Genomic DNA, 23775 nt, shown 5'->3' with positions numbered 1-23775 from the left:
AATATTCGCGTCGCGTTGCGGCGAATATAGCAACATCGACGCCTGAATTTGATCATCATCAATCCAATCCCTCCGCGCCCTCGTCATAGCAGTGATCGACGCGAGGGCGCTTGGCCCCGCCACAGAGAAGTCGGGGGACAAGTTGACCGTCGCCATCACACCGCCCGCCACCCAGACCGCGCCCGGCGCAGGCATGGCGCTCTGGATGAGCACCTTCTCCTTCACCGCCTGTTTCGCGGTGTGGACGATCTTCTCGATCATCGGGGTGCAGATTAAGCAGAACCTCGGCCTCACCGAGGCCCAGTTCGGGCTGCTCGCCGGAACGCCGATCCTCACCGGATCCCTGGTCCGGGTCTTCCTGGGGATCTGGGCCGATCAGTACGGCGGCCGGGTGGTGAACCTGATGGTGATGCTGTCGGCGGCGCTCGCCACATTCCTGCTCTCCCATGCCCAGACCTATCCGCAATTCCTGCTGGCGGCGCTTGGGGTCGGCATGGCGGGCGGGTCCTTCGCCGTCGGCGTGGCCTATGTCTCCAAATTCTTCCCGAAGACAAAGCAGGGCACGGCCCTGGGCATCTTCGGCGCCGGCAATGTCGGCGCGGCGGTCACCAAGTTCGCCGCCCCCTTCGTGATGATCGCCTATGGCTGGCAGACCGTCGCTCAGGTCTGGGCCGCGGCGCTGGCGGTGATCGCCGTCATCTACTTCCTGCTGACCCGCGATGATCCGGAGCTGGTGGAACGCCGCCGGACCGGCGCCAAGCCCGTCGCCGCGGCGATGCAGTTCGCGCCGCTCAAGAAGCTGCAGGTCTGGCGCTTCGCCCTCTACTACTTCTTCGTCTTCGGCGCCTTCGTGGCCCTGGCTTTGTGGCTGCCCCACTATCTGGTGGGGGTCTATCACCTGGACATCCGCACGGCGGGCATGCTGGCGGCGGCCTATTCGATCCCTGGGTCCTTGTTCCGGGTGTTCGGCGGCTGGCTCTCCGACAAGATCGGCGCGCGCAAGGTGATGTACATCACCTTCGGCATCAGCGTGGTGGCCACCTTCCTGCTGTCCTATCCCCCCACCAGCTACGTGGTGGACGGGGTCCATGGGCCGATCGCCTTCCGGCTGGCCACGGGGCTCGTTCCCTTCATCGTCCTGCTGTTCTGCCTCGGCTTCGCCATGAGCCTGGGCAAAGCCGCGGTCTACAAGCACATCCCGGTCTACTACCCCGACACCATCGGCTCGGTGGGCGGTCTGGTGGGCATGGTGGGCGGCCTGGGCGGCTTTGTCCTGCCCATCGCCTTCGGAGCCCTGAACGACCTGACCGGGGTCTGGACCAGCTGTTTCATGCTGTTGTTCGTCCTGGTGGCCAGCGCCCTGACCTGGATGCACTTCGCCATCCGCCGGATGGAGCATGCCGACGCCCCGCAGCTGGGCGACCTGCCCGAACTTCCCGAAATGGCGGCTCTCCACGCCGACCTTCAGCCGCGCCCGGTCTCCGGCGCGTCCGCCCGCGCTCGCGCGGCGACCCCAGCAACAAGAGGAGCGCCTTGATGGCTTCCCGCAAACCTGCCCGCCATGTCCTGACCGACTGGCGTCCCGAGGACCCGGCCTTCTGGTCGGGATCGGGCAAGGCGATCGCCAGCCGGAATCTGTGGATTTCGATTCCCAACCTGCTCCTGGCCTTCTCGGTCTGGATGGTGTGGTCGATGGTGGTGGCCAAGCTGAAGCTCGTCGGCTTCAAGTTCACCACCGAGCAGCTCTTCTGGCTCACTGCGCTGCCCGCCCTCTCGGGCGCGACCTTGCGGATCTTCTACACCTTCATGGTCCCGATCCTCGGCGGCCGGCTGTGGACGACGCTCACCACCCTTTCGCTGCTGCTTCCGGCGATCGGCATCGGCCTGGCCGTGCAGGATCCCACCACGCCCTATGAAGTGTTCGTGGTCCTGGCCCTGCTCTGCGGCTTGGGGGGCGGCAACTTCGCGTCCTCGATGGCCAACATCGGTTTCTTCTTCCCGAAGAGCCAAAAGGGCAATGCGCTGGCCCTCAACGCCGGGTTCGGGAACCTTGGCGTGAGCGTCATGCAGTTCCTGGTGCCGGTGGTGATCGGGGTCGGGATGTTCTTGCCCCTGGTGGGCGCGCCCCAGACCGTCGTGGAAAAGGGCGTGTCGAGCACGATCTGGCTGCAGAACGCCGGCTTCGTCTGGGTCCCCTTCATTCTCATCGCCGGCAGCATGGCCTGGTTCGGCATGAACGATATCGCCTCTGCGCGGGCCTCCTTCGCCGAACAGTCGGTGGTGTTCAAGCGCAAGCATAACTGGGTGATCTGCTGGCTCTACATCGGCACCTTCGGCTCGTTCATCGGCTTCTCGGCGGCCTTTCCGCTCCTGATGAAGACCCTGTTCCCTGATGCTCAAGCCATGCAGCTGGTCTTCCTCGGCCCGCTGGTCGGGGCGGCCTCACGGGCGCTAACCGGCTGGGTCTCCGACAAGTTCGGCGGCCACAAGGTCACGCACTGGGTGTTCATCGCCCTGGCGCTGGGCGTGCTCTCGGTGATGTACAGCGTCGGCGGTTTTGGCGCGGCGCCATCCTTCCCGATCTTCTTCGCCAGCTTCATGTGGCTGTTCTTCTGGACCGGGGTCGGCAACGCCTCGACCTTCCAGATGATCCCCGCGATCGTGCGGGCCGACATGCCCCGGCTTCTGCCGCAGGCCGATCCTGCCGCACGCCTGAAGGCTGCTGAAATGGAGTCGGCGGCCATTGTCGGGTTCAGCTCGGCGATCGGTGCCTTCGGCGGCTTCTTCATCCCTCTGGCCTTCGGCAATGCGATGAAGGCCACTGGCGGGCCGAGCGCCGCCCTGTTGGCCTTTCTCGCCTTCTATCTCAGCTGCGTCGCGGTGAACTGGGTGTTCTACGCCCGCAAGAGCTCGCTGCTGCACGCACCCCAATCCTCCTCGAAGATGGAAATCGTGGCATGAGCCATACCCTTGATCGCCTGACCTTCTTCGCTCGGAAAACCGAGCTGTTCTCCGATGGCCACGGCGTCCTCACCGACGAGGACCGCCAGTGGGAGGAGGCCTACCGGCGCCGCTGGCAGCACGACAAGGTCGTCCGCTCCACGCACGGCGTGAACTGCACCGGCTCCTGCTCCTGGAAGATCTACGTCAAGGGCGGGATCGTCACCTGGGAGACCCAGCAGACCGACTATCCGCGGACCCGGCCCGAGCTGCCCAACCATGAGCCGCGGGGCTGCGCCCGGGGCGCCAGCTACAGCTGGTACCTCTATTCCGCCAACCGGGTGAAGTATCCGCTGATCCGCTCGCGCCTGCTCAAGCTCTGGCGCGCGGCGCGGGCCACCCTCAGCCCGGTGGCCGCCTGGGCCTCGATCCAGAAGGACCCGACCCAGCGCGCCTCCTACGTCACCATGCGTGGGGCAGGGGGCTTCATCCGGGCGACCTGGGACGAGGTCACCGAGATCATCGCCGCGGCCAACGCCTACACCGTCAAGGAATGGGGTCCCGACCGCATCTTCGGCTTCTCGCCGATCCCGGCCATGTCCATGGTCTCCTACGCCGCCGGCGCCCGCTACCTGCAGCTGCTCGGCGGGGTCTGTGGCTCCTTCTACGACTGGTACTGCGATCTGCCGCCGGCCTCGCCCCAGACCTGGGGCGAGCAGACCGACGTGGCCGAGAGCGCCGACTGGTTCAATTCCGGATTCATGATCCTCTGGGGCTCCAACGTCCCGCAGACCCGCACCCCGGACGCCCACTTCTACACCGAGGCCCGCTACCGCGGCGCCAAGTCGGTGGTGATCTGTCCCGACTATTCGGAGGCCTCCAAGTTCTCCGACCTGTGGCTGCCCGTGAAACAGGGGACCGACGCCGCGCTTGGCATGGCCTTCGGCCACGTGATCCTCAAGGAATTCCACATCGACAGGCAGGTGCCCTACTTCCGCGACTACCTGCGGAAGTACTCCGACCTGCCGATGCTGGTGCGCCTGGTCCCGCAGGACGGCGCCTATGTGCCCGAGCGCCTGCTGCGCGCGGCTGAGTTCGACCAGGCCCTGGGCGAGACCAACAACCCCGACTGGAAGACCGTCGCCCTGGATGAGACCACCGGCGAGGTGATCGTCCCCAACGGCTCCATCGGCTTCCGCTGGGGTGAGGACGGCAAGTGGAACCTGGAAGAGAAGGATGGGGCCGGCCGCGAGACCACCCTACGTCTGGGCCTGAAGGGCGTCCATGACGAGGTCGCCGCGGTGCGCTTCCCCTATTTCGGCGGGGCGGCCACCAACGGCTTCGCCATGACCGACCACCCGGACGTCCTGGTCCGCAATGTGCCGGTCAAGCGCATGATGCTGCCCGAGGGCGAGACCCTGGTGGCCTGCGTCTATGACCTGTTCCTGGCCAACTACGGCGTCGATCAGGGCTTCGGCGGCGACCACATGCCGGCCAGCTATGACGAGGTGGAGCCCTATTCCCCGGCCTGGGCCGAGGCGATCACCTCGGTGCCGAAGGACCAGATCATCGCTGTGGCCCGCGGCTTCGCCGGCAATGCCGAGAAGACCAACGGCAAGTCGATGGTGATCATCGGCGCGGCCATGAACCACTGGTTCCACATGGACATGAACTACCGCGCGGCCATCAACATGCTGGTCATGTGCGGTTGCGTCGGTCAGTCCGGCGGCGGCTGGGCCCACTATGTCGGCCAGGAAAAGCTGCGGCCGCAAACCGGCTGGGCCCCGCTGGCCTTCGCCACCGATTGGGTCAAGCCCCCCCGTCAGCAGAACTCCACCTCCTTCTTCTACGCCCACTCCGACCAGTGGCGGTACGAGACGGTGGAGATGAGCGAGATCCTCTCGCCCACCGCGCCGGAAGGCGTGTGGGACGGGGCGATGATCGACTTCAACGCCAAGGCCGAGCGTCTGGGCTGGTTGCCCTCGGCGCCCGCCCTGCAGACCAATCCGCTGGAGGTGGCCAAGGCCGCCGCCGCGGCGGGGCAGGACCCCAAGGCCTACGCGCTGGCCCAGCTCAAGAGCGGCGATCTGAAGATGTCCTGCATGGACCCTGACGATCCCGCCAACTGGCCGCGCAACATGTTCATCTGGCGCTCCAACCTGCTGGGCTCCTCGGGCAAGGGCCACGAGTACTTCCTCAAGCACCTGCTGGGCGCCTCTCACGGCGTCCAGGGCAAGAACCTGGGCGAGGACGGTCGGCGCAAGCCCAACGACGTCGTCTGGCATGACAAGGCGCCGGAGGGAAAACTCGACCTGCTGGTCACCCTCGACTTCCGGATGTCCACGACGGCCGTCTATTCCGACATCGTTCTGCCGACCGCCACCTGGTACGAGAAGAACGACCTCAACACCTCCGACATGCACCCCTTCATCCACCCGCTCAGCGCGGCCGTGGATCCGGCCTGGGAGTCGAAGTCGGACTGGGAGATCTTCAAGGCGATCGCCAAGACCTTCTCCGAGGTCTCCCCGGAGGTCCTGGGGGTCGAGCAGGACGTCGTCCTCACCCCCATCCAGCACGATAGCGCCGCCGAACTGGCCCAGCCCTTCGACGTGAGGGACTGGTCCAAGGGCGAGTGCGAGGCGATCCCCGGCAAGACCATGCCGCAGATCACCGTGGTCGAGCGGGACTATCCCAACACCTACAAGCGCTTCACCGCCCTTGGCCCGTTGCTCAAGGCCACCGGCAACGGAGGCAAGGGAATCAGCTGGAAGACCGACCACGAGGTCGACCTGCTGACGGCCCTGAACGGCGCGGTGCTGGAGGAGGGTCAGACCCAGGGCCTGGCGCGGATCGAGACCGACATCGACGCCTGCGAGACCATCCTGATGCTGGCGCCGGAGACCAACGGCGAGGTGGCGGTCAAGGCCTGGGAAGCCCTCGAAAAGCAGACCGGCCGCGAGCACACCCACCTGGCCGTGCCCAAGGAAGACGAGAAGATCCGCTTCCGCGACCTGTTGGCCCAGCCGCGCAAGATCATCACCTCGCCGACCTGGTCGGGCATCGAGAGTGAGAAGGTCTGCTACACGGCCGGCTACACCAACGTCCACGAGCTGATCCCGTGGCGGACCCTGACCGGCCGCCAGCAGCTCTATCAGGATCACCTGTGGATGCGGGCCTTCGGGGAGGCGCTCTGCGTCTACCGTCCGCCGATCGATCTGAAGACCACCTACGTCATGGGTCAGAAGCCCAATGGCGAGAAGGAGATCGTCCTCAACTTCATCACCCCCCACCAGAAGTGGGGCATCCACTCCACCTACTCCGACAACCTGATGATGCTGACCCTCAATCGGGGCGGCCCCGTCATCTGGGTGTCCGAGACCGACGCCAAGAAGGTCGGTCTGGTGGACAACGACTGGGTGGAGGCCTTCAACGCCAACGGGGCGCTCACCGCTCGGGTGGTGGTCTCCCAGCGGATCCGTGAAGGCACCACCTTCATGTATCACGCCCAGGAAAAGATCGTGAACACGCCGGGGTCCCAGATCACCGGCAAGCGCGGCGGCATCCACAATTCGGTGACCCGCACGGTCCTCAAGCCGACCCACATGATCGGCGGCTACGCCCAGCTCGCCTACGGCTTCAACTACTACGGCACGGTCGGCTCCAACCGCGACGAGTTCGTGGTGCTGCGCAAGATGACCAAGGTCGACTGGTTGGAAGAACCCCTCAACGCCAAGGATTTCGCTCAATGAAGGTTCGCGCGCAAGTCGGCATGGTGCTGAATCTCGACAAGTGCATCGGGTGTCACACCTGCTCGGTCACCTGCAAGAACGTCTGGACCAACCGGGAGGGCGTTGAATACGCCTGGTTCAACAACGTCGAGACCAAGCCCGGCGTCGGCTTCCCTCGCGACTGGGAGAACCAGAAGCGCTGGAACGGCGGTTGGGCCCGAAAGTCCAACGGCAAGATTGAGCCCAAGATGGGGGCCAAGTGGCGCTTTCTGGCGAAGATCTTCGCCAACCCCGACCTGCCGGAGATCGACGACTACTACGAGCCCTTCGACTTCGACTACGCCCACCTGCAGACGGCGCCGGAGATGAAGGCGTTCCCCACCGCCCGGCCGCGGTCGAAGATCACCGGCCAGCGGATGGAGAAGATCGAGCGCGGTCCCAACTGGGAGGAGATCCTCGGCGGCGAGTTCTCCAAGCGATCGGCCGACTACAACTTCGAAGGCGTCGAGAAGGAGATCTACGGGGCCTTCGAAAACACCTTCATGATGTACCTGCCCAGGCTGTGCGAGCACTGCCTGAATCCCACCTGCGTCGCCGCCTGTCCCTCGGGCGCCATCTACAAGCGCGAGGAGGACGGCATCGTCCTGATCGATCAGGACAAGTGCCGCGGCTGGCGGATGTGCGTCTCGGCCTGCCCGTACAAGAAGATCTACTACAACTGGGAATCCGGAAAGTCGGAGAAGTGCACCTTCTGTTTCCCGCGCATCGAGGTCGGCCAGCCGACCGTGTGCTCGGAAACCTGCGTCGGGCGCATCCGCTATCTCGGTGTCCTGCTCTATGACGCCGACCGCATCGAGGCCGCGGCCTCGACCCCCGACGAGCAGGACCTCTACCAGGCCCAGCTCGACGTCTTCCTGGATCCCAGCGATCCGGCGGTGATCGCCCAGGCGCGCGCCGACGGCGTGCCGGAGGCCTGGCTGGACGCGGCCCGCAAGAGCCCGGTCTACAAGATGGCCATCGACTGGAAGATCGCCTTCCCGCTGCACCCGGAATACCGGACCCTGCCCATGGTCTGGTACGTGCCGCCCCTCTCGCCGATCCAGTCGGCGGTGGCGGCGGGCGCCCTGGAGATGGACGGCGACATGCCCGACGTCCACTCGCTGCGGATCCCGATCAAGTACCTCGCCAACCTGCTCACCGCCGGCAAGGAGGCGCCGGTCCAGCTGGCCCTGGAGCGCATGCTGGCCATGCGCGGCTACATGCGGGCCAAGACGGTGGAGGGGGTCATCGACCACGCCCTGGCCGAACGGGTCGGCCTGACGGCGGCGGAGATCGACTCCATGTACCGCTACCTGGCGATCGCCAACTACGAGGACCGCTTCGTCATCCCGTCGGCTCACCGCGAGACCGCCGAGGACGCCTACGACATGCGCGGCGGCTGCGGCTTCTCCTTCGGCAACGGCTGCTCGGGCGGCCGCACGGAGCTGGGCCTGTTTGGTCCCAACAAGCGCTCGCGCGCCAAAACCCCCATGGAGGTCTGAGACATGGCCCGCACCTACAAGGCGCTCGCGCTGCTGCTCACCTATCCCAACCGCGAGCTGCAGGCCTTCGCGCCCGAGGCCGTGGCCGTGATCGAGGCCGAGGCCATGCTGAGCAAACCCCTGGTCCAGGCCCTGCGCAAGCTGGCCGCCGAGATCACCGGGGACGACATCTACGACCTGCAGGAGCGCTACACCGAGCTCTTCGACCGCACCCGGTCGCTGTCCCTCAACCTCTATGAGCACGTGCACGGCGAGAGCCGCGACCGCGGCGAGGCCATGGTGGCCCTGCTGGAGCTCTATCGGGCGCAGGGCCTCGACCTGGCGGCCAACGAGCTGCCGGACTTCCTGCCGGTGTTCCTGGAATTCCTCTCGACCTTGTCCGACCGCCAGGCCGCGTCCCTGCTGGGCGAGGCGAGCCACGTGCTGGAGGCCATGGGGGAGCGGCTCAAGACCCGCGGGAGCGCCTACCGCGCAGTGTTCGGGGCCCTGGCTCGCCTGGCCGACACCCAGGCCGATCCGGGCGTCCTGGCGGCTCTGCTCAGCGAGCCCGAGGAGAACCCCAACGACCTGGAGGCCCTCGACAAGGCCTGGGCCGAGACCGCCGTCACCTTCGGCCCGTCCGACTCCGACTGCCCCAAGGCCAGCGCCTTGGTCGAGGCCATGACCGCCGAACCGCCGCGCGCCTCACGTCGCGCCGGCGCGCCGGCCTGAGGAGCCCCTTGCGATGCAACTGCTCAATCAAATCCTGTTCGGCGTCTATCCCTACATCGCCCTCGCGGTCCTGGTGCTGGGGTCGGTCATCCGCTTCGACCGTGAACAATACACCTGGCGCTCCGGCTCCTCGCAGCTCCTGCGGCGCAAGCAGCTGGTCCTGGGATCGGTCCTGTTCCACGTCGGCGTTCTGGTCATCTTCGGCGGCCACTTCGTCGGCCTTCTGACCCCCATCTGGGTGTTCGACGCCCTGGGCGTGCCCCACGGCGCCAAGCAGATCCTGGCCATCGTCGCCGGCGGCGTCGCCGGGATCCTGTGCCTGGCCGGCGGCCTGCTGCTGCTGCACCGGCGCCTGTTCGACCCGCGGATCCGCCACAATTCCAGCTTCGGCGACACCGCCATCCTGATCATCCTGATGGTCCAGCTCTGCCTGGGCCTGGCCACCATCCCGCTGTCCCTGGGCCACCTCGACGGCGGGGAGATGCTGAAGTTCATGAGCTGGGCCCAGGGGGTCTTCGCCTTCCAGCCCAACGTCGCCGACCACGTCGCCGATGTGCACCCGATCTTCAAGGCGCACCTGGTGCTGGGCATGACCATCCTGCTGGTTTTCCCGTTCACTCGCCTGGTGCACATGCTCTCGGCGCCGGTCTGGTACCTCAACCGCCGGGGCTGGCAGCTGGTGCGGACGAGGCGTCCGCTGCCGCACCGCCGCGACAACGCTGCTCCGGTCTATCCGACCAGGCCCGGCGTGCAGCCCATCCCCCTCAGTGCGAAAACCGCCGCGGTCCGACCCGCGCCCTTCAAGCCCGCGGAGTAGCCGCCATGACCGCCACAGCCGCGACCGCCACCATCGTCGTCGAGGGGGTCGAGATCCCCGAGTTCCTCATCGCCGAGGAGGTGCAGAACCATCCCAGCCTGTCGGCCGGCGAAGCCCGCGCCGCCGCCGGCAAGGCGCTGGCCGTCAAGGCCCTGCTGCTGCACCGGGCCGACGAGCTCGGCCTGACGCCCCGGCCCATCAAGGACGAGGCCGGGCGCGAGGAGACCAACGAGGAAGCCTTGATCCGAGCCGTCCTCGACGCGGAGATCGACATCGAGTCCCCCAGCCAGGTCGAGCGCCGCCGGGTCTATGACACCCAACGCGCCCGTTTCACCAGTCCGGCCCTGCTGGAGGCGGCCCATATCCTCATCGAGCCGAAGGGCGACGACGCCGAGGCCTTGGAACAGGCGCGCCGGACCGCCCAGGGCATACTGGACCGCTGCCTGGCGCAGCCGTCGCAGTTCGCCCACCTGGCCAAGACCCTGTCGGACTGTCCCTCGGGCAAGCTCGGCGGCTCTCTCGGCCAACTGGGTCCCGGCGACGTGGTGGGGGAGATCGAGCGCGCGCTGGGCGGCCTGCAGGCTGGGGACATTTTCCCCCGCCCGGTCGCCTCGCGCTTCGGCTGGCACATCCTGAAGCTCGAGCGGCGGATCGAGGGGCGAGAGCTGCCCTTCGACTATGTGGAGGACAAGATCGCGCTTCACCTGGAGAGCCGCGCCTGGACCGCCGCGGCGACCCGATACGTCTCCGACCTGGCCGACCGAGCCCGTGCCCAGGGCGTGGCCTTCAGCCTCAGCCGCGACGGCCGGTTCGCCACCGGCTCCCTGTCGCTGGGCGAATTGCTGTCCCAGGGGGGCTCGGCCGACGAGCTCGAGGCCTGGCTCGACGCCACCGACCCGGAGCTGGCTGACCGCGTGAGGGCCGCGGCCCTGGCCGACAAGCTCGACGTCACCAGCTTCGTGCGCCGCGCCGTGGCCCACTTCGTCGACAACGCCGGCGACGAGAGCTGGACCCATCTGATCTCGGCCGCCCAAGGCGCCAAGGACCCCGCCATCGCCGCCATGGCGTCCCTGCTGAGGGCCAAGCTGACGCCCAAGGCCCGCACCTACACCATCGTTCGGAGAGTCTGAGTCATGCGCCTTCTTCCCGGCCTCCTGGGCCTCGCGTCCCTGGCCGTTCCATCCCTGGCCTGCGCGGCCGAAGCGCCCAAGGGCCTGATCCTGGAATCCCGCCTGCGATACGAGACCGTGTCCCAAGACGGCTTTTCCAAGGACGCCCAGGCGGTCACCCTGCGCACCCGACTGGGCTACGAGACCCCGGCCTTCCACGGCTTCAAGGCCCTGGTGGAGGGGGAGAACGTCACCGCGCTCTCCGACCGCTACAACAGCAGCACCAATGGCAGGACCGCCTATCCCCTGGTGACCGATCCCGAGACCACCGAGCTGAACCGAGCCCAGGTCTCCTGGACGGGGACGCAGGGCGAGGCGGTGGTCGGACGCCAGCGGCTGATCCTCAACAACGCCCGTTTCGTGGGCAATGTCGGCTTCCGCCAGAACGAGCAGACCTTCGACGCGGCAAAGCTGGTCTACCGGCCATCTCCCAAGGTCAGCGTGACCTACGCCTATATCGACAAGGTCCACCGGATCTTCGGCGAGGACCATCCGCAGGGAAACTGGCGCAGCGACTCACACCTGGCGCAGCTGGACGCCAAGACCAGCCTCGGCCAGGTCTCGGCCTATGGATACCTCCTGGACTTCGCCAATGCGCCCACCCAGTCGAGCGCCACCTGGGGCGCGAGGCTTACCGGCTCGCGGCCGCTGAACGCGGGCCTCAGCGCCACCTATGAGGCCGAGTACGCCCGCCAGACCGACTATCGCAACAGCCCCACCAGCTTCGACCTCGACTACATCGCGCTCTCGGCCGGGCTGAAGACCAAGACCAACGCCGTGGCGCTCGGCTTCGAGCAACTGGACGGCGACGGCCGGCGCGGCTTCTCGACGCCGCTGGCCACCCTGCACGCCTATCAGGGCTGGGCTGACGTCTTCCTCACCACCCCCGCCAATGGCGTGCGGGACCTGAGCCTGACCGGCAGTTCGGTGCTCAAGGGGCCGCACGGCAAGCCGCTGAAGATCCAGGCGAGCCTTCACCAGTTTGACGACGCCGACGGCGGCGCAGACCTGGGTCGAGAGCTCGACGCCTCGGTGTCCATGCCCCTGACCGCGAAGCTGGGCGCCGAGCTGAAGGTTGCGGCCTTCCAGGGCGACCGGCCCGCCTTCCCCGATCGGACGAAGATCTGGCTGACGCTGGAATTCAAGCTCTGACCCAAGGTCGAGAGGAGGCGGTGGTGAAACAAACGACCGAAATCGAGGAGGTCCCGATCGAGCTCCTGGCCGAGCCCCTCGACTGGTTCTTCGCTGAGCACTACCGCCACCGGCAGCTCTGCCAGATGATCGACGAAGTTTGCGCGACCACGGTGTTCGACGGCGACAAGATCGCCAAGGTGGTCGCCTTCCTGAGCCACGACCTCGCCCTGCACGTGATCGATGAGGAAGAGGATTTCTTTCCCCTCCTACGCCGACGCTGCCGGCCGGAGGACGAGGTCGAGCGGGTGCTGGGCATGCTCTCGGCGGAGCACCGGGCCGACATGACCAAGGCTGGTCAGGTGAGCGACCTGCTCAAGGCCTGCCTGCTGAAGGAGACCGCCCCGGGCCTCGATCCGGCTCGCCGCAAGATTCTCTCGGAGTTCGCCAGCCAGGAGCGCCGACACCTGGGCCTGGAGAACGCCGTCATCCTGCCCATCGCCCGGCTGCGGCTGGACGCCGAGGACCTGGCGACCCTGGGGCGGCGGCTGGCCGCGCGCCGCGGGCGCATCCTCCACGAGCCGGACGCGTGACCCAGGGAGTCTTCCGTCGCAACCTCGCCTGGGCGGCGGCCAGGGCTCGGGACGACCGGAACTTCTTTGCCGACCTGGCGGCCCAGGAGGCGCCGGATTATCTGTGGATCGGCTGCGCTGACAGCCACCTGCCGGCGCATGATCTGACCGGCCTGGCGCCTGGCGAACTCTTCGTGCACCGCAACCTGGCCAATCTGGCGCCGGCCCAGGACGCCAATTTCCTGTCGGTGCTGCAGTATGCCCTCGAGGTTCTCAAGGTGCGGCACGTCGTGGTCTGCGGCCACTATGGCTGCGGCGGCGTGCGGACGGCCGTCAGCGGCGAGCGCCACGGCCTGGTGGACAACTGGCTGCAGCCGGTGCGTAGCCTGTTCTGGCGTCATGCCGAGGAACTGGACGCCATCCTCGACGTCGAGACCCGGCTGAACCACCTGTGCGAGCGCAATGTCGTCGAGCAGGTCGGTGGCCTGGCCGGCAACCCCCTCGTCCATGACGCCTGGCGCCGGGGCCAGCCCCTCGCGCTGCATGGCTGGATCTATTCCATCCATGACGGCCTCCTGCGGGACCTGGAGACCACCGTCTGCGACCTGCACCAGGCTCGCGCCATGATCGGTGCGCCGGCCGCGAGCGACCCGCGCCGCAAGCCCGCGAGGACAAGGTCATGAGCGGCGTCGCCGTCGTGCTGGCCGGAGGCGAAGGCCGCCGGATGGGGGGCGGCAAGCCCCTGCGCGCCTGGGGCGGCCGGCCGCTGCTGTTCCGGGCCATCGAGCTGGCCGGCGGCTACGCCTCCCAGGTCGCCGTCGCCGTGCGGGAGGCGGGCCAGGCGGGGCAGGGGGCGGAAATCCCGCTGCTGTTCGATCCGCCAGAGATCGGCGGGCCGCTGGCGGGTCTGGCCTCGGCCTTGGACTTCGGACGCCGCTGCGGCGCCGCCTGGGTCCAGACCCTGGCTTGCGACATGCCCTACCTGCCGCCCGATCTCAGCGACCGCCTGGCCGGGGCCCTGGCGCCGGATGTCGGCGCGGTGCTTCCCACCAGCGGAGGCCGCCTGCATCCGATCTGCGGTCTCTGGCGCGTCGGGTCGCGGGATCGGCTGGAGGCCTATCTGACCACAGGCCGCTCCTCCCTGCGCGGCTTCGCCGAGCATGTGGGGCTCCGGGAGGTGGCCTGGGACACCCCGGGCGCCGACCCGTTCCTGAACCTCAATACGTTGGAAGACCTGGCGGCCTGCCAGCCGTCCGCCGTGGTCTCCGACCAGGCCTTGATGGGCCGGCCACTGGGCCTGTTGGGGTAGGTTGGTGGCTGTCGGAGCGCCAGACGCGCGCGCGCCGCAACCCGCCTAACCGACGGACGTCTCGGGCCAACTGGGCGCGGGAAAATCCCCCCGCGTCAGCGAGGGAAGAATTGGTCGTGGAGCCAGTCGGAACCGACTGGTCTCCGGGTTCCGAGTGGCTCGCGCCGGGCCTCGGAGAATGGGGCCCGGGGTCGAACGTCGGACGATTGATCCGCGCGTCGAATTTGGTCGAAATCCAGTCGCCGGCGACCTCGCGCCTAAGATAGCGCCGATGCGGTAGAAGGTTCAGTTCGGGCTTTCTCAGGTGAGGAGAACTATTGGGCGTCGACCATGTCGCGCCATCCGACGATGGTCCCCACACGCGATCACTACACCTTGGTGGCGTATTCATGTTCCAGCATATGCTGGCGCCCTTGCCCGTTGGATGGCGAGCCGAACCTGCTTTTCGGTCTCGAGAAGAGCGAACAGCGCCACGCCCACGCCGACAATAAGCGCGCCGTCCAGTAGCGGGATCGACTCCGTGGCGAAGACAGCCTGCAATGGCGGCAGGTAGGTGATAGCGGTCTGTGTCACCGTGAGGACGACCACGGTCGTCCACACGACCTTCGTGCCGCGCACGGCCTTCCAGGTGAGCGAGGCGCCGTAGATGTTGCGGATGAAGAACAGGTGGAAGATTTCCATCACGACCAGGGTGTTGAACACCATGGTGCGCGCCAGTTCCACAGAGTGCCCGCGATCGACCGCGTAGAAGAACATGCCGAACGTGCCGCAGAGGAACAGCGCTGACACAAGCAGGATATGCCACACGAGTTCACCACCGATCAGCGACTCGTTTCGGGGGCGCGGCATCCGGCGCATGGTGTTTTCCTCGGTCGGCTCGAAGGCCAGCGCGATGCCCAACGTCACGGCGGTCATCAGGTTGATCCAGAGAATCTGAAGCGGGGTCAATGGCAGCGTCATGCCTAGGAACAGCGCAAGTACAATCGTCATGCTCTCGCCCGCGTTGGTGGGCAGCGTCCAGCTGATGACTTTCTTGATGTTGTCGTAAACTGTCCGCCCCTCGCGAACAGCGGCCGCGATCGAGGCGAAGTTATCATCCGCCAGCACAAGATCTGCCGCTTCCTTGGCCGCTTCACTTCCTTTTCTGCCCATCGCAATCCCAGCATCGGCTCGTTTGAGCGCGGGCGCGTCGTTCACGCCGTCGCCAGTCATGGCCACGGTCAGGCCATGCGACTGCAACGCCGTGACGAGGCGCAGTTTATGCTCTGGGCTTGTGCGGGCGAAGATGTCGCAATTCACGACCGCGCCTTTGAGCGCCTCATCGCTCATCTCATCGAGATCGGCCCCCGTCAGCACCTGATCGGGATTTTGAAGCCCAATCTGTCTCCCGATGGCGGCGGCGGTCTTGCCGTGATCGCCTGTGATCATCTTCACACGGATGCCGGCGCCCCGGCATTCCCCAACGGCCGCAATGGCTTCCGGTCTTGGCGGATCGATCATTCCCACCATACCCAGCAAGGTAAGCGTGCCCTCCACATCGCGATGCTCCAGGACCGTGTGACCCGGCTTCACCGATCTCACGGCGAAGGCGAGCACGCGCTGACCAAGGGCGGCGATCCTGTCGGTTTGTTGGCTCCAGTAGACGTCGGCCAGCGGTTCGACGCCGCCCGCAGCCGTGCGTTGATCCTTGCACATCGAAATAATCCGCTCGGGCGCGCCCTTCACGAAGACACAGGCATGGCTCTCATGATCGTGAACCAAGGTCGCCATGAAACGGTGCTGGGAATCGAAGGCGATGGCGTCCGTGCGCGCCCATTCCGCCTGTTGCTTGCGGACATCGGTTCCGATCTTGCCGGAGAAGGTCAGGAGCGCCCCTTCCATCGGGTCGCCTTCCACCATCCAAACGCCTTCATGTTCCCGCAGGCCGGCGTCGTTGCAGAGGGCGCTCGCGCGGGCGAGTTCATGCAGAATATCGTGTTCGCTTGCATCGACCGCCGCATCCTCCAGCCGGATGACGCCCTTCGGTTCATATCCTGTGCCGTCCAGCGTAAAGAGGTGCTGAGGCGTGAGGACCGAGGCGACCATCATCTCATTGCGTGTCAGGGTCCCGGTCTTGTCGGTACAGATCACCGAGACCGCGCCGAGAGTCTCGATGGCCGGCAGGCGGCGCACAATGGCGTTGCGCCGCGCCATGGCTTGCACGCCGATGGCGAGCGTTATGGTCAGAACCGCAGGCAGTCCCTCCGGTATGGCCGCCACCGACAAGCCCACCACCATCATGAATATTTCTTCGAATTCGTAATGGCCGACGAAGTAGCTGTAGATAAGCAGCAGCGCGGCGAGCATGAGAATGAGGACGGTCAGCCACTTGGCGAACACGTCCATCTGCTTCACCAGCGGCGTGGTGAGCGTTTCCACCGTCGATAGCAGTCCACTGATGCGCCCTATTTCCGTCGCACCGCCTGTCGCCACCACGACGCCCTTGCCCTGGCCGGAGGCCACCAGGGTGCCGCTGTACGCCATGCCGAAGCGGTCACCCAGCGGGGCGTCAGCGCGGACCGGTTCGATGTGCTTTTCCACGGGCACGGATTCGCCGGTAAGGATGGCTTCCTGCACTGAAACGCCATGCGCCGAGAGCAGCCGCAGATCGGCAGGGACCTTGTCGCCTGCTTCCAGCAGCACGATATCGCCGGGCACAAGCGCCTCGCCCTCGACGCTCCGACGCTCGCCATCCCGCAGCACGTTTGCGTGGGGAGCCAGCATCTGACGGATGGCGTCCATCGCCTTCTCCGCCTTGCCCTCCTGGATGAAGCCGATGAGGGCATTGGCGACCACCACCGCCAGAATGACCAGCGTATCGACGAGATGATTGAGAAGCGCCGTGATGACGGCCGCCCCGATCAAGACGTAGATCAGAATATGATGAAACTGCATTAGGAAACGCAGGAACACGCTGCGCTTCTTGGCCTCCGGGAGGCGGTTCGCGCCGTAAATCTTGAGCCGCGCCTCAGCTTCCGCCTGGCTCAGGCCCGTCGACGTCGCCTTTAGATCTTGAAGCGTCTCCCCCGTTGAGCGGGCATGCCAAGGCGTATGACTTTCAATCATAGCTAAGGGCCTTTGCTGGAGAGACGAGACCGCTTTGCTTCAGCATCCCTGTTGATAAGGGCGGATGCGGCGCCACGCTCGCAGCCGCTTGTTCGAAGACAAGGCGGCGCATCACGCGCGCGACATTCAGGCCTCCACTCCCGGCATCAACGCGTGGCCCCGAACAGCGGAGTCCGCGCGCGGGGGCCAGCCGGGCGACGGAGGTGGCGACATCGAGCGCGGGATTCAGGGTGAGGGTCACGACATTGAGGTTCGGATTCATCCGCAAGGACTTTAGGCTGCGAAATCCAAGCGGATTTGACTGGGATCAAGAGTATTGTCCCCGTGTAGCATCACAATAATGTGCCGTTTTCAGGATGAAATCGTCCCATAAGGGCATGGGCGCGGCGCAACAGAGTGGATCAAACTCAAGGTAAGGCGCCCGATTGCCGTTCACCGTTGCTTCTTCTGCAATGAAGAGTGCCCGAAATGGACGCACCCGCGGTTAGCGCGAACCCGACGAACGGGCTGAACTACATTCGACCGTTCGGCAGTCTCGGGCTCGGCGACCCGCCTCTCGTCGGTGGCAAGACAGCGTCACTCGGCGAGTTGCGGGACCTGCTCGGCTCGGGTCCGATCGGCGGACCTGACGGGTTCGCCGTCACCGCCAAGCCTTATCGTGACGCCCTGACGGCAGCGGGCTCCGGGACGGAACTCCACGCCCTGCTCGATGATTTTGATAGCTCCAACGTCGCCGAACTCTCGCGACGTGCGGCGTTGGCGCGCGACATTGTCTACTCGATGAGCCCCTGCGGCCTCGCCCCTCGCCGCCAGCTCGCAGGCCTGGGCCGGACGGCTTCGTGACCGTGTTCGACGGCGGTGCGCAGGGGGCTGAACCTCAGCTATCTGGCGGCTGGCGTCGCCTCCGGGCGCGCTCATCTGCGCCCGATACGCATGGTTGGAGTTGATGCGGATCAAGCCGCGATCCACCTAACACCCGTATGGATATGTGAACTCGAAGTGGAGGTTTGTGCGGGATTTCGTGGCGGCATGGACTAAGATGACGGTCCTTGCTCGCTTCGACCTCCATTTGTCACTGCGCAGGGAGACCCCGCGCTTTACAATCATCTAAAGACGAGGAAATGCACATGTACAGTCACGTTCTCATCTCTACTGACGGTTCCGAAGTCGCGCAGAAGGGCGTGGAGCACGGCCTGTCACTTGCCAAAGCTCTGGGCGCCAAGGTGACGCTCATTACCGTCACGGAGCGCTTTCCTGTCTATGCCAGAGGTGTCGGCCTGGAATACGCGATGAGCCAACCCATGACGGCTGAATACGCCACAGGTCAGAAGGAGGCTGCGAATGCCGCACTGGCCGCCGCCAAGCAATTGGCCGACCGCCTCGGCATCTCGACCGAAGATTTACATGTGCCGGATGCTCATCCGGCCGATGCGATCATCGAGGCTGCAAGATCGCGCAATTGCAGCCTTATCGTCATGGCCTCGCATGGCCGTCGAGGGCTTGGCCGCCTCTTGCTGGGAAGCACGACCTCGGAAGTGCTCGCAGCAAGCCCCGTGCCGGTTTTGGTCGTGCGTTGATGCCTTAGGTGGAGCGAGCCACTCCTCGGTCATGTAGTCGGCCGACGTGAACGACGATCCCGGCGTCGGCCCGCCTGCTCGCATTCGCATAGGTCCCAGGCGGTGTCAGGGGCCCGGCAGGCGATCATCAGCGCAGAGCCGTCGGCGGGGCGCGCCCTAAGACCGCTTCCTGCTCGGCGGGCTGCAGAATCGCCTCAAGCGGAATCCCGAGCAATTCGGCCGCTGACGCGGCCAAGTGCGCCCAGGTGCAGCGGTTGGCGAACAGCATTCCGGGGGCGTCCAATGTCCCGCCGCGGCTGATATAGCCGTGAGCCCTCAGGCGCTTGGGCCCGCCATCAAGGCGACGAAGCACACCCAGGAGAGGCTCTGGACGTGTGTGGGTGACGAGCACCCGGGGGAGATCTGGCGGAAACAGCGCCTCGATCGCGGAGTCGGTCAGAACGAAGCGAGCTTCGAACTCATCGCGCGGCGACCGAAGTCGACCCGGCTCAAGAATGCAGCTGACGCTTACCCGGGTACCGCTTGCGCGAAGGCGTTCGGCCGCCCGGCGCGCCTCTATCAGTTGATAAGCGCCGACCGCCACCAGTTGAAGCTCGGCTTGCTCATCTGCCTCCACGACCGCCGCGCCTACCGTCACGGCCGCCTGCGCCTCGACGGGTCCAAGAACGCAGGGTGTGGACCGCTTAGGCGCAACTATGCAGCCGACCACGCCCCTGTCGGCATAGATGGCCCGTAACGCTTCCACCGCCGTGGCGGCATCGACCGGGAACATTACGCGCGAGACATCCGACATTTCGCCCAGCAGGGCCTCGCCGATGGTCGGGTCCTGATGGGACTGCTGGTTCTTGCCGTTTTCCCAAGTGTGGGACGTCGCGATGAGCGGCATGCCGATCCATTGCGGCGGCGCTCCGGCCTCGGTCTGCTGCCGTGCGAAGATTATATCCTGGCGCAGCGCGCCAAGCATTTTCACGGCAAACGCCTCGTAGGAAACTGCCAGGTTCAGTCCCCCCTTGTTGCCGAGCGCGGCCCCGATCACCGCTTCTTCGTTGAGCGCCGTGACGACGGCGCCTGTCACGGATTCTGGCGCACCGGCCTCGGGTCGGTTGACCCGATGCTTCAGGAGGTCGAGCGTCCCGCCCATCTGGTTGCTGCGCAGCTCGTCGGGGTTGCCGATCCTGAAGCGAGAGCCGGGGTTAGCCTTTACGAACTCCGTGAACCAGGCGTCCATCGCGGCCATCGCCGAGGCGTTGCCCTGGGAGGGCGCATCGGAGGCCGGAAGCGTCGGCGCCGGCGGGTTGCGATGGGCGAGCGCGTTGTCCCGCTCCTTGGGCCGCCCCTGCGCCTCATGTTGTAGGAACGCCCTGCGCGAGACGGCAAGGGTGTCGGCGGACACATGCAGAGCCGCCGCCCCGGCGTTGAACGCGGCGCGGGCGACCTCGTCCGTCCGAGGTATCGCGCTCAGCGGCAGATTGTGTGCGGCGTTCGAGCCTGCGCCCGGAAAACCATAGCCTTTCACCGTAGTCGCGATGACGAACGGAAGCCGGACGGGATAGGTCGCGCGCCCTGCGGCGACCTCGGCGGACGCCAAGCCGAGGCGCTCTTCAGCTTCCAAAATCGCCCATGCGTAGGCGGCCGGGTCCCGCCCGTCGATGATGATCGGGTCAAATCCATTGACGTCCAGGTGACGGCTGAGCCAAGCCGCGCCGCCGTCCTGCGCGACCTCCGTGCGCTGCTCGATGCGCCTCCCGTTGAGCACCATCATCGGCGCTACCAGCCCGCAGTCTTCGGCGCGCCACCACCGCTCCGACCAGTCGCTCCCGCGCTGCTCCTCGAACGCCCCGTCGCTTAGAATCGCCACGAGGCGTTCCCCTGGAAGCGGCATGTGGACGTACTGAACCTCGGCGAACCCGAGATATCCGCCTTCGGACACCCCACCTGCGGTATAGGCGTTCACGTGGCTGCCGACGGGGACGCTGGGACGACCATCCGGACCGATGGCGTAACTGTAGAAGTCGGCGCAAAGCCGGCTTAGTCCCGCATCGTCGGGCCCGTAGCGACCTTGTTGGGCGGGCGACAAATTGTCGACGAGGGCGTTGGCCGCTTCAATAGCCGCGACGCAATGGCCCTGGCCGAGGATCCAACCGCGTGTCGCGCCACTGAGCGCATTGGCCGCCAGATATCCGATGTAGGCCGGCGCGACATTCAACGCGCCGCCGGTATGGCCTTCCGGCGCGAGCTTGAAGGCGTCGGCCGGCAGTGGCGCGCCCGACAGGTCAACCCGCTCGGCATAGGTCATGTGCACCACCGTCCACATGGTCGCGCTGGCAAGTCGGTCAGCCGCGGCCAGCACAGCGAAGACCTCCTCCTGATCACGGGCGAGGCCCCGCGCCGCGAGCTGCTCGGCGAGGCGGAGCACTCGCACGCACGTCTCCGGCGCATGCTGGATCACGCCATAGCCACTCTTCCACTGATCGAAATTCATGCCGGGACCTTTTCCTCAGGCGCGGGGCGCCTGCGCCCAAACAGACTTCAGCGCACGGTCACCGTCGCTTTCATTGCGCGAGATCAAGTCGGGCCACAGTGGGTCGTGTTGAATAGGCTGAAACAAGCCAACCGGGACGAGATGAGATGACTAATCCATCGTGGCGCCAGGGACCGCCTCGAACAATTCTCTTGGCGACGGACTTAAGCAGTCGATGCGACAGGGCGGTGCAGCGCGGCCTGCAATTGGCCAAGCTCTGGAACTCACGCCTGATCATCTTGAATGTGATTGAGCCGGTCCACACGACCGACCGGAATGAAATGGGGGATCTCCCGATCTGGCGGCGCCCGGCGGATCCCCGCCGGGTCGCCCAGGATCAGCTTCGACGCCAGTTCGGCGAAAGTGTCCAAGGCGCTGAAGTCAGGGTTGTCGAAGGTGAGCCTGTGGCGGCGATCGAGGAAGCGGCCCGCGAACTCGGTGCGGACCTGATCGTTACAGGTGTGGCGCGGGACGAGGCCTTCGGTCGCTATGTCCTGGGCTCAACAGTGGACCGGCTTGCGCGGCAAACGTCCGTCCCATTGCTGGTCGTAAAGAGCCGGGTCTGGCCCTACGAGGAGATCCTCGTAGCCACCGACTTCTCGGAGGCCTCACAACAGGCGCTGACCGCCGCAGACCGGTTTTTCCCGACTGCGCCGCTGACGGCGCTGCATGGGTGGGAGGTGCCGTACGCCGGCTTTCTCGACGCGCCTGGCTTCCGCGAGCAATGGAAAGAGCAGGAGAAGCAGGGCTGCGAGGATTTCCTTCAGCGCTCGCAGCTCTCCTTTGAGGGTCGCGCACGCGTGAGGGTCCTTGTCGAGCACGGCTCTCCCGAGGTGCTGGTTCGGCAGTATATGCTCGACAAGGAGGTCGACCTCGTCGTGATCGGCACACACGGGGGAAGTGGACTGTTCGACAAGCGGCTGGGTGGCACGGCCAAGCGGATTCTCGAGTACGCGCCCGCCGATGTGCTCCTGATCCGGGAACCGCGCGCTGTGCGCCGCGGGGAGCCGTCCCGCTGACGTCGTGCGATCCGCTGGCTCAAACGAGGGATCTTTGGAGGCCTGCTCACCCCGCTGAAGGCTGCCAGGAGAGGCCGGAGAACAAGCCCGACCGTCGGCGCCCACCGGCGGTCGAAGGCGAAAGTCACGCCTCTGGAATGGCTCCAGGATGCGGCAGGCGAAATGGGCGAATGAGGGCGGGTTGGCGGCTCTCGGAGAGCCCGGCGCGCGTACCAGTATCCGCCTAACCGGCGGACTGCTCGGGACGAATTGGGCGCGGGAAAATCCGCCCGCGTCAGCGAGGGAAGAATTGGTCGTGGAGCCAGTCGGCGACCAAATGGTCTCCCGTTCCGATTGGCGATGGTCCTGCATCTGTCATCAGTTGCAGAGTCTAGCCAAAGACCTGCGGCGTCTGCGCAGTGCGCCACCATCCATTCTCTGCTTTTCCCTGTTTTGATATTTATCTTCCGCCGGATGGCGCGCGCCTGACGCTGCCTCGCCGGGCTCGCCTCGGGGGAACGGCCCTTTCGTCATCGGCTTGTACGTCGGGCCGGTGAAATAGCGTTTCAAGAACAGGGGATCGTTTGTTGCAGAACAGGGATGCCTCGGCAGCAAAACAGGGGCCTTCGTCATGACCGTGATGTCTCGCCAGGCCCTGTTCGAGGCGGCCTGGAAACGGCCCCTGACGGAGATCGCCGATGAACTGGGCATCACCTCGACCGGCCTGAAGAAGATCTGCGATCGCCACGATATCCCAACGCCGGGTCGCGGCTACTGGGCCCAAGTGCCGGCCGGCAAGACATTCCCCCGCCCGGCGCTTCGCCCCGTCAAAGATCCGCGTTTGGAAGAGGTCGGGATCCTTGGGGCGCGACCTTTGTCCCCCCTGTCGCCGCGGCTGTCCAAGCCTCGCGCGCCTTGGTGGCGGAGCGGCGCGAGACTCCATCGAAGCTGCCGGAGGCGGCGGCGCCCCCTCCACCCGGCGCTGCGCCCGCGCCCGCGGAGACCGTCGAGGCCAAGGCCGCATCGCTGGACCATAAGGATCTCGCCGCGACCCGCCGGGCCTTGTCGAAGGCCCGTCCCGATGGCGATGGATTCGCCTCCGTTTCCGGCGCGGGCATCGTCCCGATAAAGGCGGGGTTGGCCTCGCACCTGACGAACCAGCCTGCAGCAAACGCCGCGCGGTGATCGATCGTCGTTCACCCCTGGTGCAGGTGCGCACGGCTAGTTTGAGGGTTCGGCAGTCTACGCTGCGTACATTTCACAGAAGCTCGTTGGGAGTCCCACATGAAGAACCGCTTGTTCAGTCTTGCCGTCCTTGCCGGCGCAAGCGCCCTCCTCGCCACCAGCCCCGCCTGGGCTCATGCTCATCTGGTGAGCTCCGATCCGGCGGCCAGCGCCACCGTCGCCGCCGCCCCGAAGACGATCACCCTGAAGTTCAGTGAAAAGCTGGTGCCTGCCTTCTCCAAATTCGAAGTCACCATGCCTGAGCATGGCGGCATGAAGGTCGCTGTGAAGACCGCGGTCTCTGCGGACGGCAAGAGCATCACTGGGACGCCCCAGGCGAGTCTCGGCAAGGGCGCCTACAAGGTTGTCTGGACTGCCGCCTCGGTCGATGGCCACAAGATGAACGGCGAAGTGGCCTTCAAGGTCGACTGA

17 protein-coding genes are annotated in these 23775 nt (G+C 66.1%); 15 read left to right on the top strand and 2 right to left on the bottom strand.

Annotation, left to right across the window (positions count from 1 at the left end; genetic code table 11):
- Positions 1–142: 142 nt before the first annotated feature.
- Genes Q8N10_RS14440 through Q8N10_RS14390 form a run of 11 tightly spaced genes read left to right on the top strand, consistent with a single transcriptional unit; the run spans position 143 to position 13918 of the window.
- Entirely contained in the window at positions 143–1537 is a 1395-nt protein-coding gene (locus Q8N10_RS14440) for a nitrate/nitrite transporter (protein ID WP_304776905.1), read from the top strand.
- Positions 1537–2961, top strand: a complete 1425-nt coding sequence (locus Q8N10_RS14435; protein WP_304776907.1) for a NarK family nitrate/nitrite MFS transporter — start codon at positions 1537–1539, stop codon at positions 2959–2961. The genes Q8N10_RS14440 and Q8N10_RS14435 overlap by 1 nt, the downstream gene beginning before the upstream one ends.
- Positions 2958–6689, top strand: a complete 3732-nt coding sequence (locus tag Q8N10_RS14430; RefSeq protein ID WP_305336895.1) for a nitrate reductase subunit alpha — start codon at positions 2958–2960, stop codon at positions 6687–6689. Before Q8N10_RS14435 ends, Q8N10_RS14430 begins: the two co-directional genes overlap by 4 nt.
- Complete coding sequence (narH, locus tag Q8N10_RS14425; RefSeq protein WP_305663946.1) at positions 6686–8209, top strand: nitrate reductase subunit beta; 1524 nt, start codon at positions 6686–6688, stop codon at positions 8207–8209. Before Q8N10_RS14430 ends, narH begins: the two co-directional genes overlap by 4 nt.
- 3 nt (positions 8210–8212) lie before the next feature.
- Positions 8213–8920 (top strand): nitrate reductase molybdenum cofactor assembly chaperone, encoded by a 708-nt coding sequence (gene narJ, locus Q8N10_RS14420; RefSeq protein ID WP_304778842.1) that lies wholly within the window; start codon positions 8213–8215, stop codon positions 8918–8920.
- Positions 8921–8933: 13 nt separating this feature from the next.
- On the top strand, positions 8934–9737 hold the full coding sequence (gene narI, locus Q8N10_RS14415) for a respiratory nitrate reductase subunit gamma (RefSeq protein WP_304778840.1): 804 nt from the start codon (positions 8934–8936) through the stop codon (positions 9735–9737).
- A gap of 5 nt (positions 9738–9742) precedes the next feature.
- Positions 9743–10867: a peptidylprolyl isomerase gene (locus tag Q8N10_RS14410; RefSeq protein WP_304778839.1), complete on the top strand. Its 1125-nt coding sequence runs from the start codon at positions 9743–9745 to the stop codon at positions 10865–10867.
- A gap of 3 nt (positions 10868–10870) precedes the next feature.
- Positions 10871–12058, top strand: a complete 1188-nt coding sequence (locus Q8N10_RS14405; protein ID WP_304778837.1) for a hypothetical protein — start codon at positions 10871–10873, stop codon at positions 12056–12058.
- A gap of 23 nt (positions 12059–12081) precedes the next feature.
- Positions 12082–12630, top strand: coding sequence for a hemerythrin domain-containing protein (locus tag Q8N10_RS14400; protein WP_304778835.1), 549 nt, complete (start codon positions 12082–12084; stop codon positions 12628–12630).
- On the top strand, positions 12627–13292 hold the full coding sequence (locus tag Q8N10_RS14395; protein WP_304778832.1) for a carbonic anhydrase: 666 nt from the start codon (positions 12627–12629) through the stop codon (positions 13290–13292). Before Q8N10_RS14400 ends, Q8N10_RS14395 begins: the two co-directional genes overlap by 4 nt.
- Positions 13289–13918, top strand: a complete 630-nt coding sequence (locus Q8N10_RS14390) for a molybdenum cofactor guanylyltransferase (RefSeq protein ID WP_304778830.1) — start codon at positions 13289–13291, stop codon at positions 13916–13918. The genes Q8N10_RS14395 and Q8N10_RS14390 overlap by 4 nt, the downstream gene beginning before the upstream one ends.
- A gap of 387 nt (positions 13919–14305) precedes the next feature.
- Here Q8N10_RS14390 and Q8N10_RS14385 read toward each other — a convergent pair whose 3' ends face one another.
- Positions 14306–17023 carry a cation-transporting P-type ATPase gene (locus Q8N10_RS14385; protein WP_304778828.1) on the bottom strand — a complete coding sequence of 906 codons (2718 nt, stop codon included), beginning with the start codon at positions 17021–17023 and terminating at the stop codon, positions 14306–14308.
- A 468-nt stretch (positions 17024–17491) separates the two neighbouring features.
- Here Q8N10_RS14385 and Q8N10_RS14380 point away from each other — a divergent pair, with 468 nt between their 5' ends.
- Together Q8N10_RS14380 and Q8N10_RS14375 are read left to right on the top strand one after the other, a co-directional pair.
- A complete protein-coding gene (locus tag Q8N10_RS14380; RefSeq protein ID WP_304778825.1) occupies positions 17492–17866 on the top strand; it encodes a PEP/pyruvate-binding domain-containing protein in 375 nt (124 codons plus the stop codon).
- A gap of 284 nt (positions 17867–18150) precedes the next feature.
- Complete coding sequence (locus Q8N10_RS14375; protein WP_304778822.1) at positions 18151–18600, top strand: universal stress protein; 450 nt, start codon at positions 18151–18153, stop codon at positions 18598–18600.
- Between the two features lie 127 nt (positions 18601–18727).
- On the opposite strand, the gene Q8N10_RS14370 is transcribed toward Q8N10_RS14375, so the two are convergent.
- Positions 18728–21082 carry a xylulose 5-phosphate 3-epimerase gene (locus Q8N10_RS14370; protein ID WP_304778819.1) on the bottom strand — a complete coding sequence of 785 codons (2355 nt, stop codon included), beginning with the start codon at positions 21080–21082 and terminating at the stop codon, positions 18728–18730.
- 146 nt (positions 21083–21228) lie between these two features.
- On the opposite strand from Q8N10_RS14370, the gene Q8N10_RS14365 reads away from it, so the two are divergent.
- Together Q8N10_RS14365 and copC are read left to right on the top strand one after the other, a co-directional pair.
- A complete protein-coding gene (locus Q8N10_RS14365) occupies positions 21229–22140 on the top strand; it encodes a universal stress protein (protein ID WP_304778817.1) in 912 nt (303 codons plus the stop codon).
- Positions 22141–23403: 1263 nt separating this feature from the next.
- Complete coding sequence (gene copC, locus Q8N10_RS14360; RefSeq protein ID WP_304778814.1) at positions 23404–23775, top strand: copper homeostasis periplasmic binding protein CopC; 372 nt, start codon at positions 23404–23406, stop codon at positions 23773–23775.

Source organism: Phenylobacterium sp., assembly GCF_030693625.1.
Taxonomy (GTDB): Bacteria; Pseudomonadota; Alphaproteobacteria; order Caulobacterales; family Caulobacteraceae; genus Phenylobacterium; species Phenylobacterium ferrooxidans.
The sequence above is the reverse complement of the archived record's forward strand: the minus strand, read 5'-3'. Positions and strand labels throughout refer to the sequence as shown.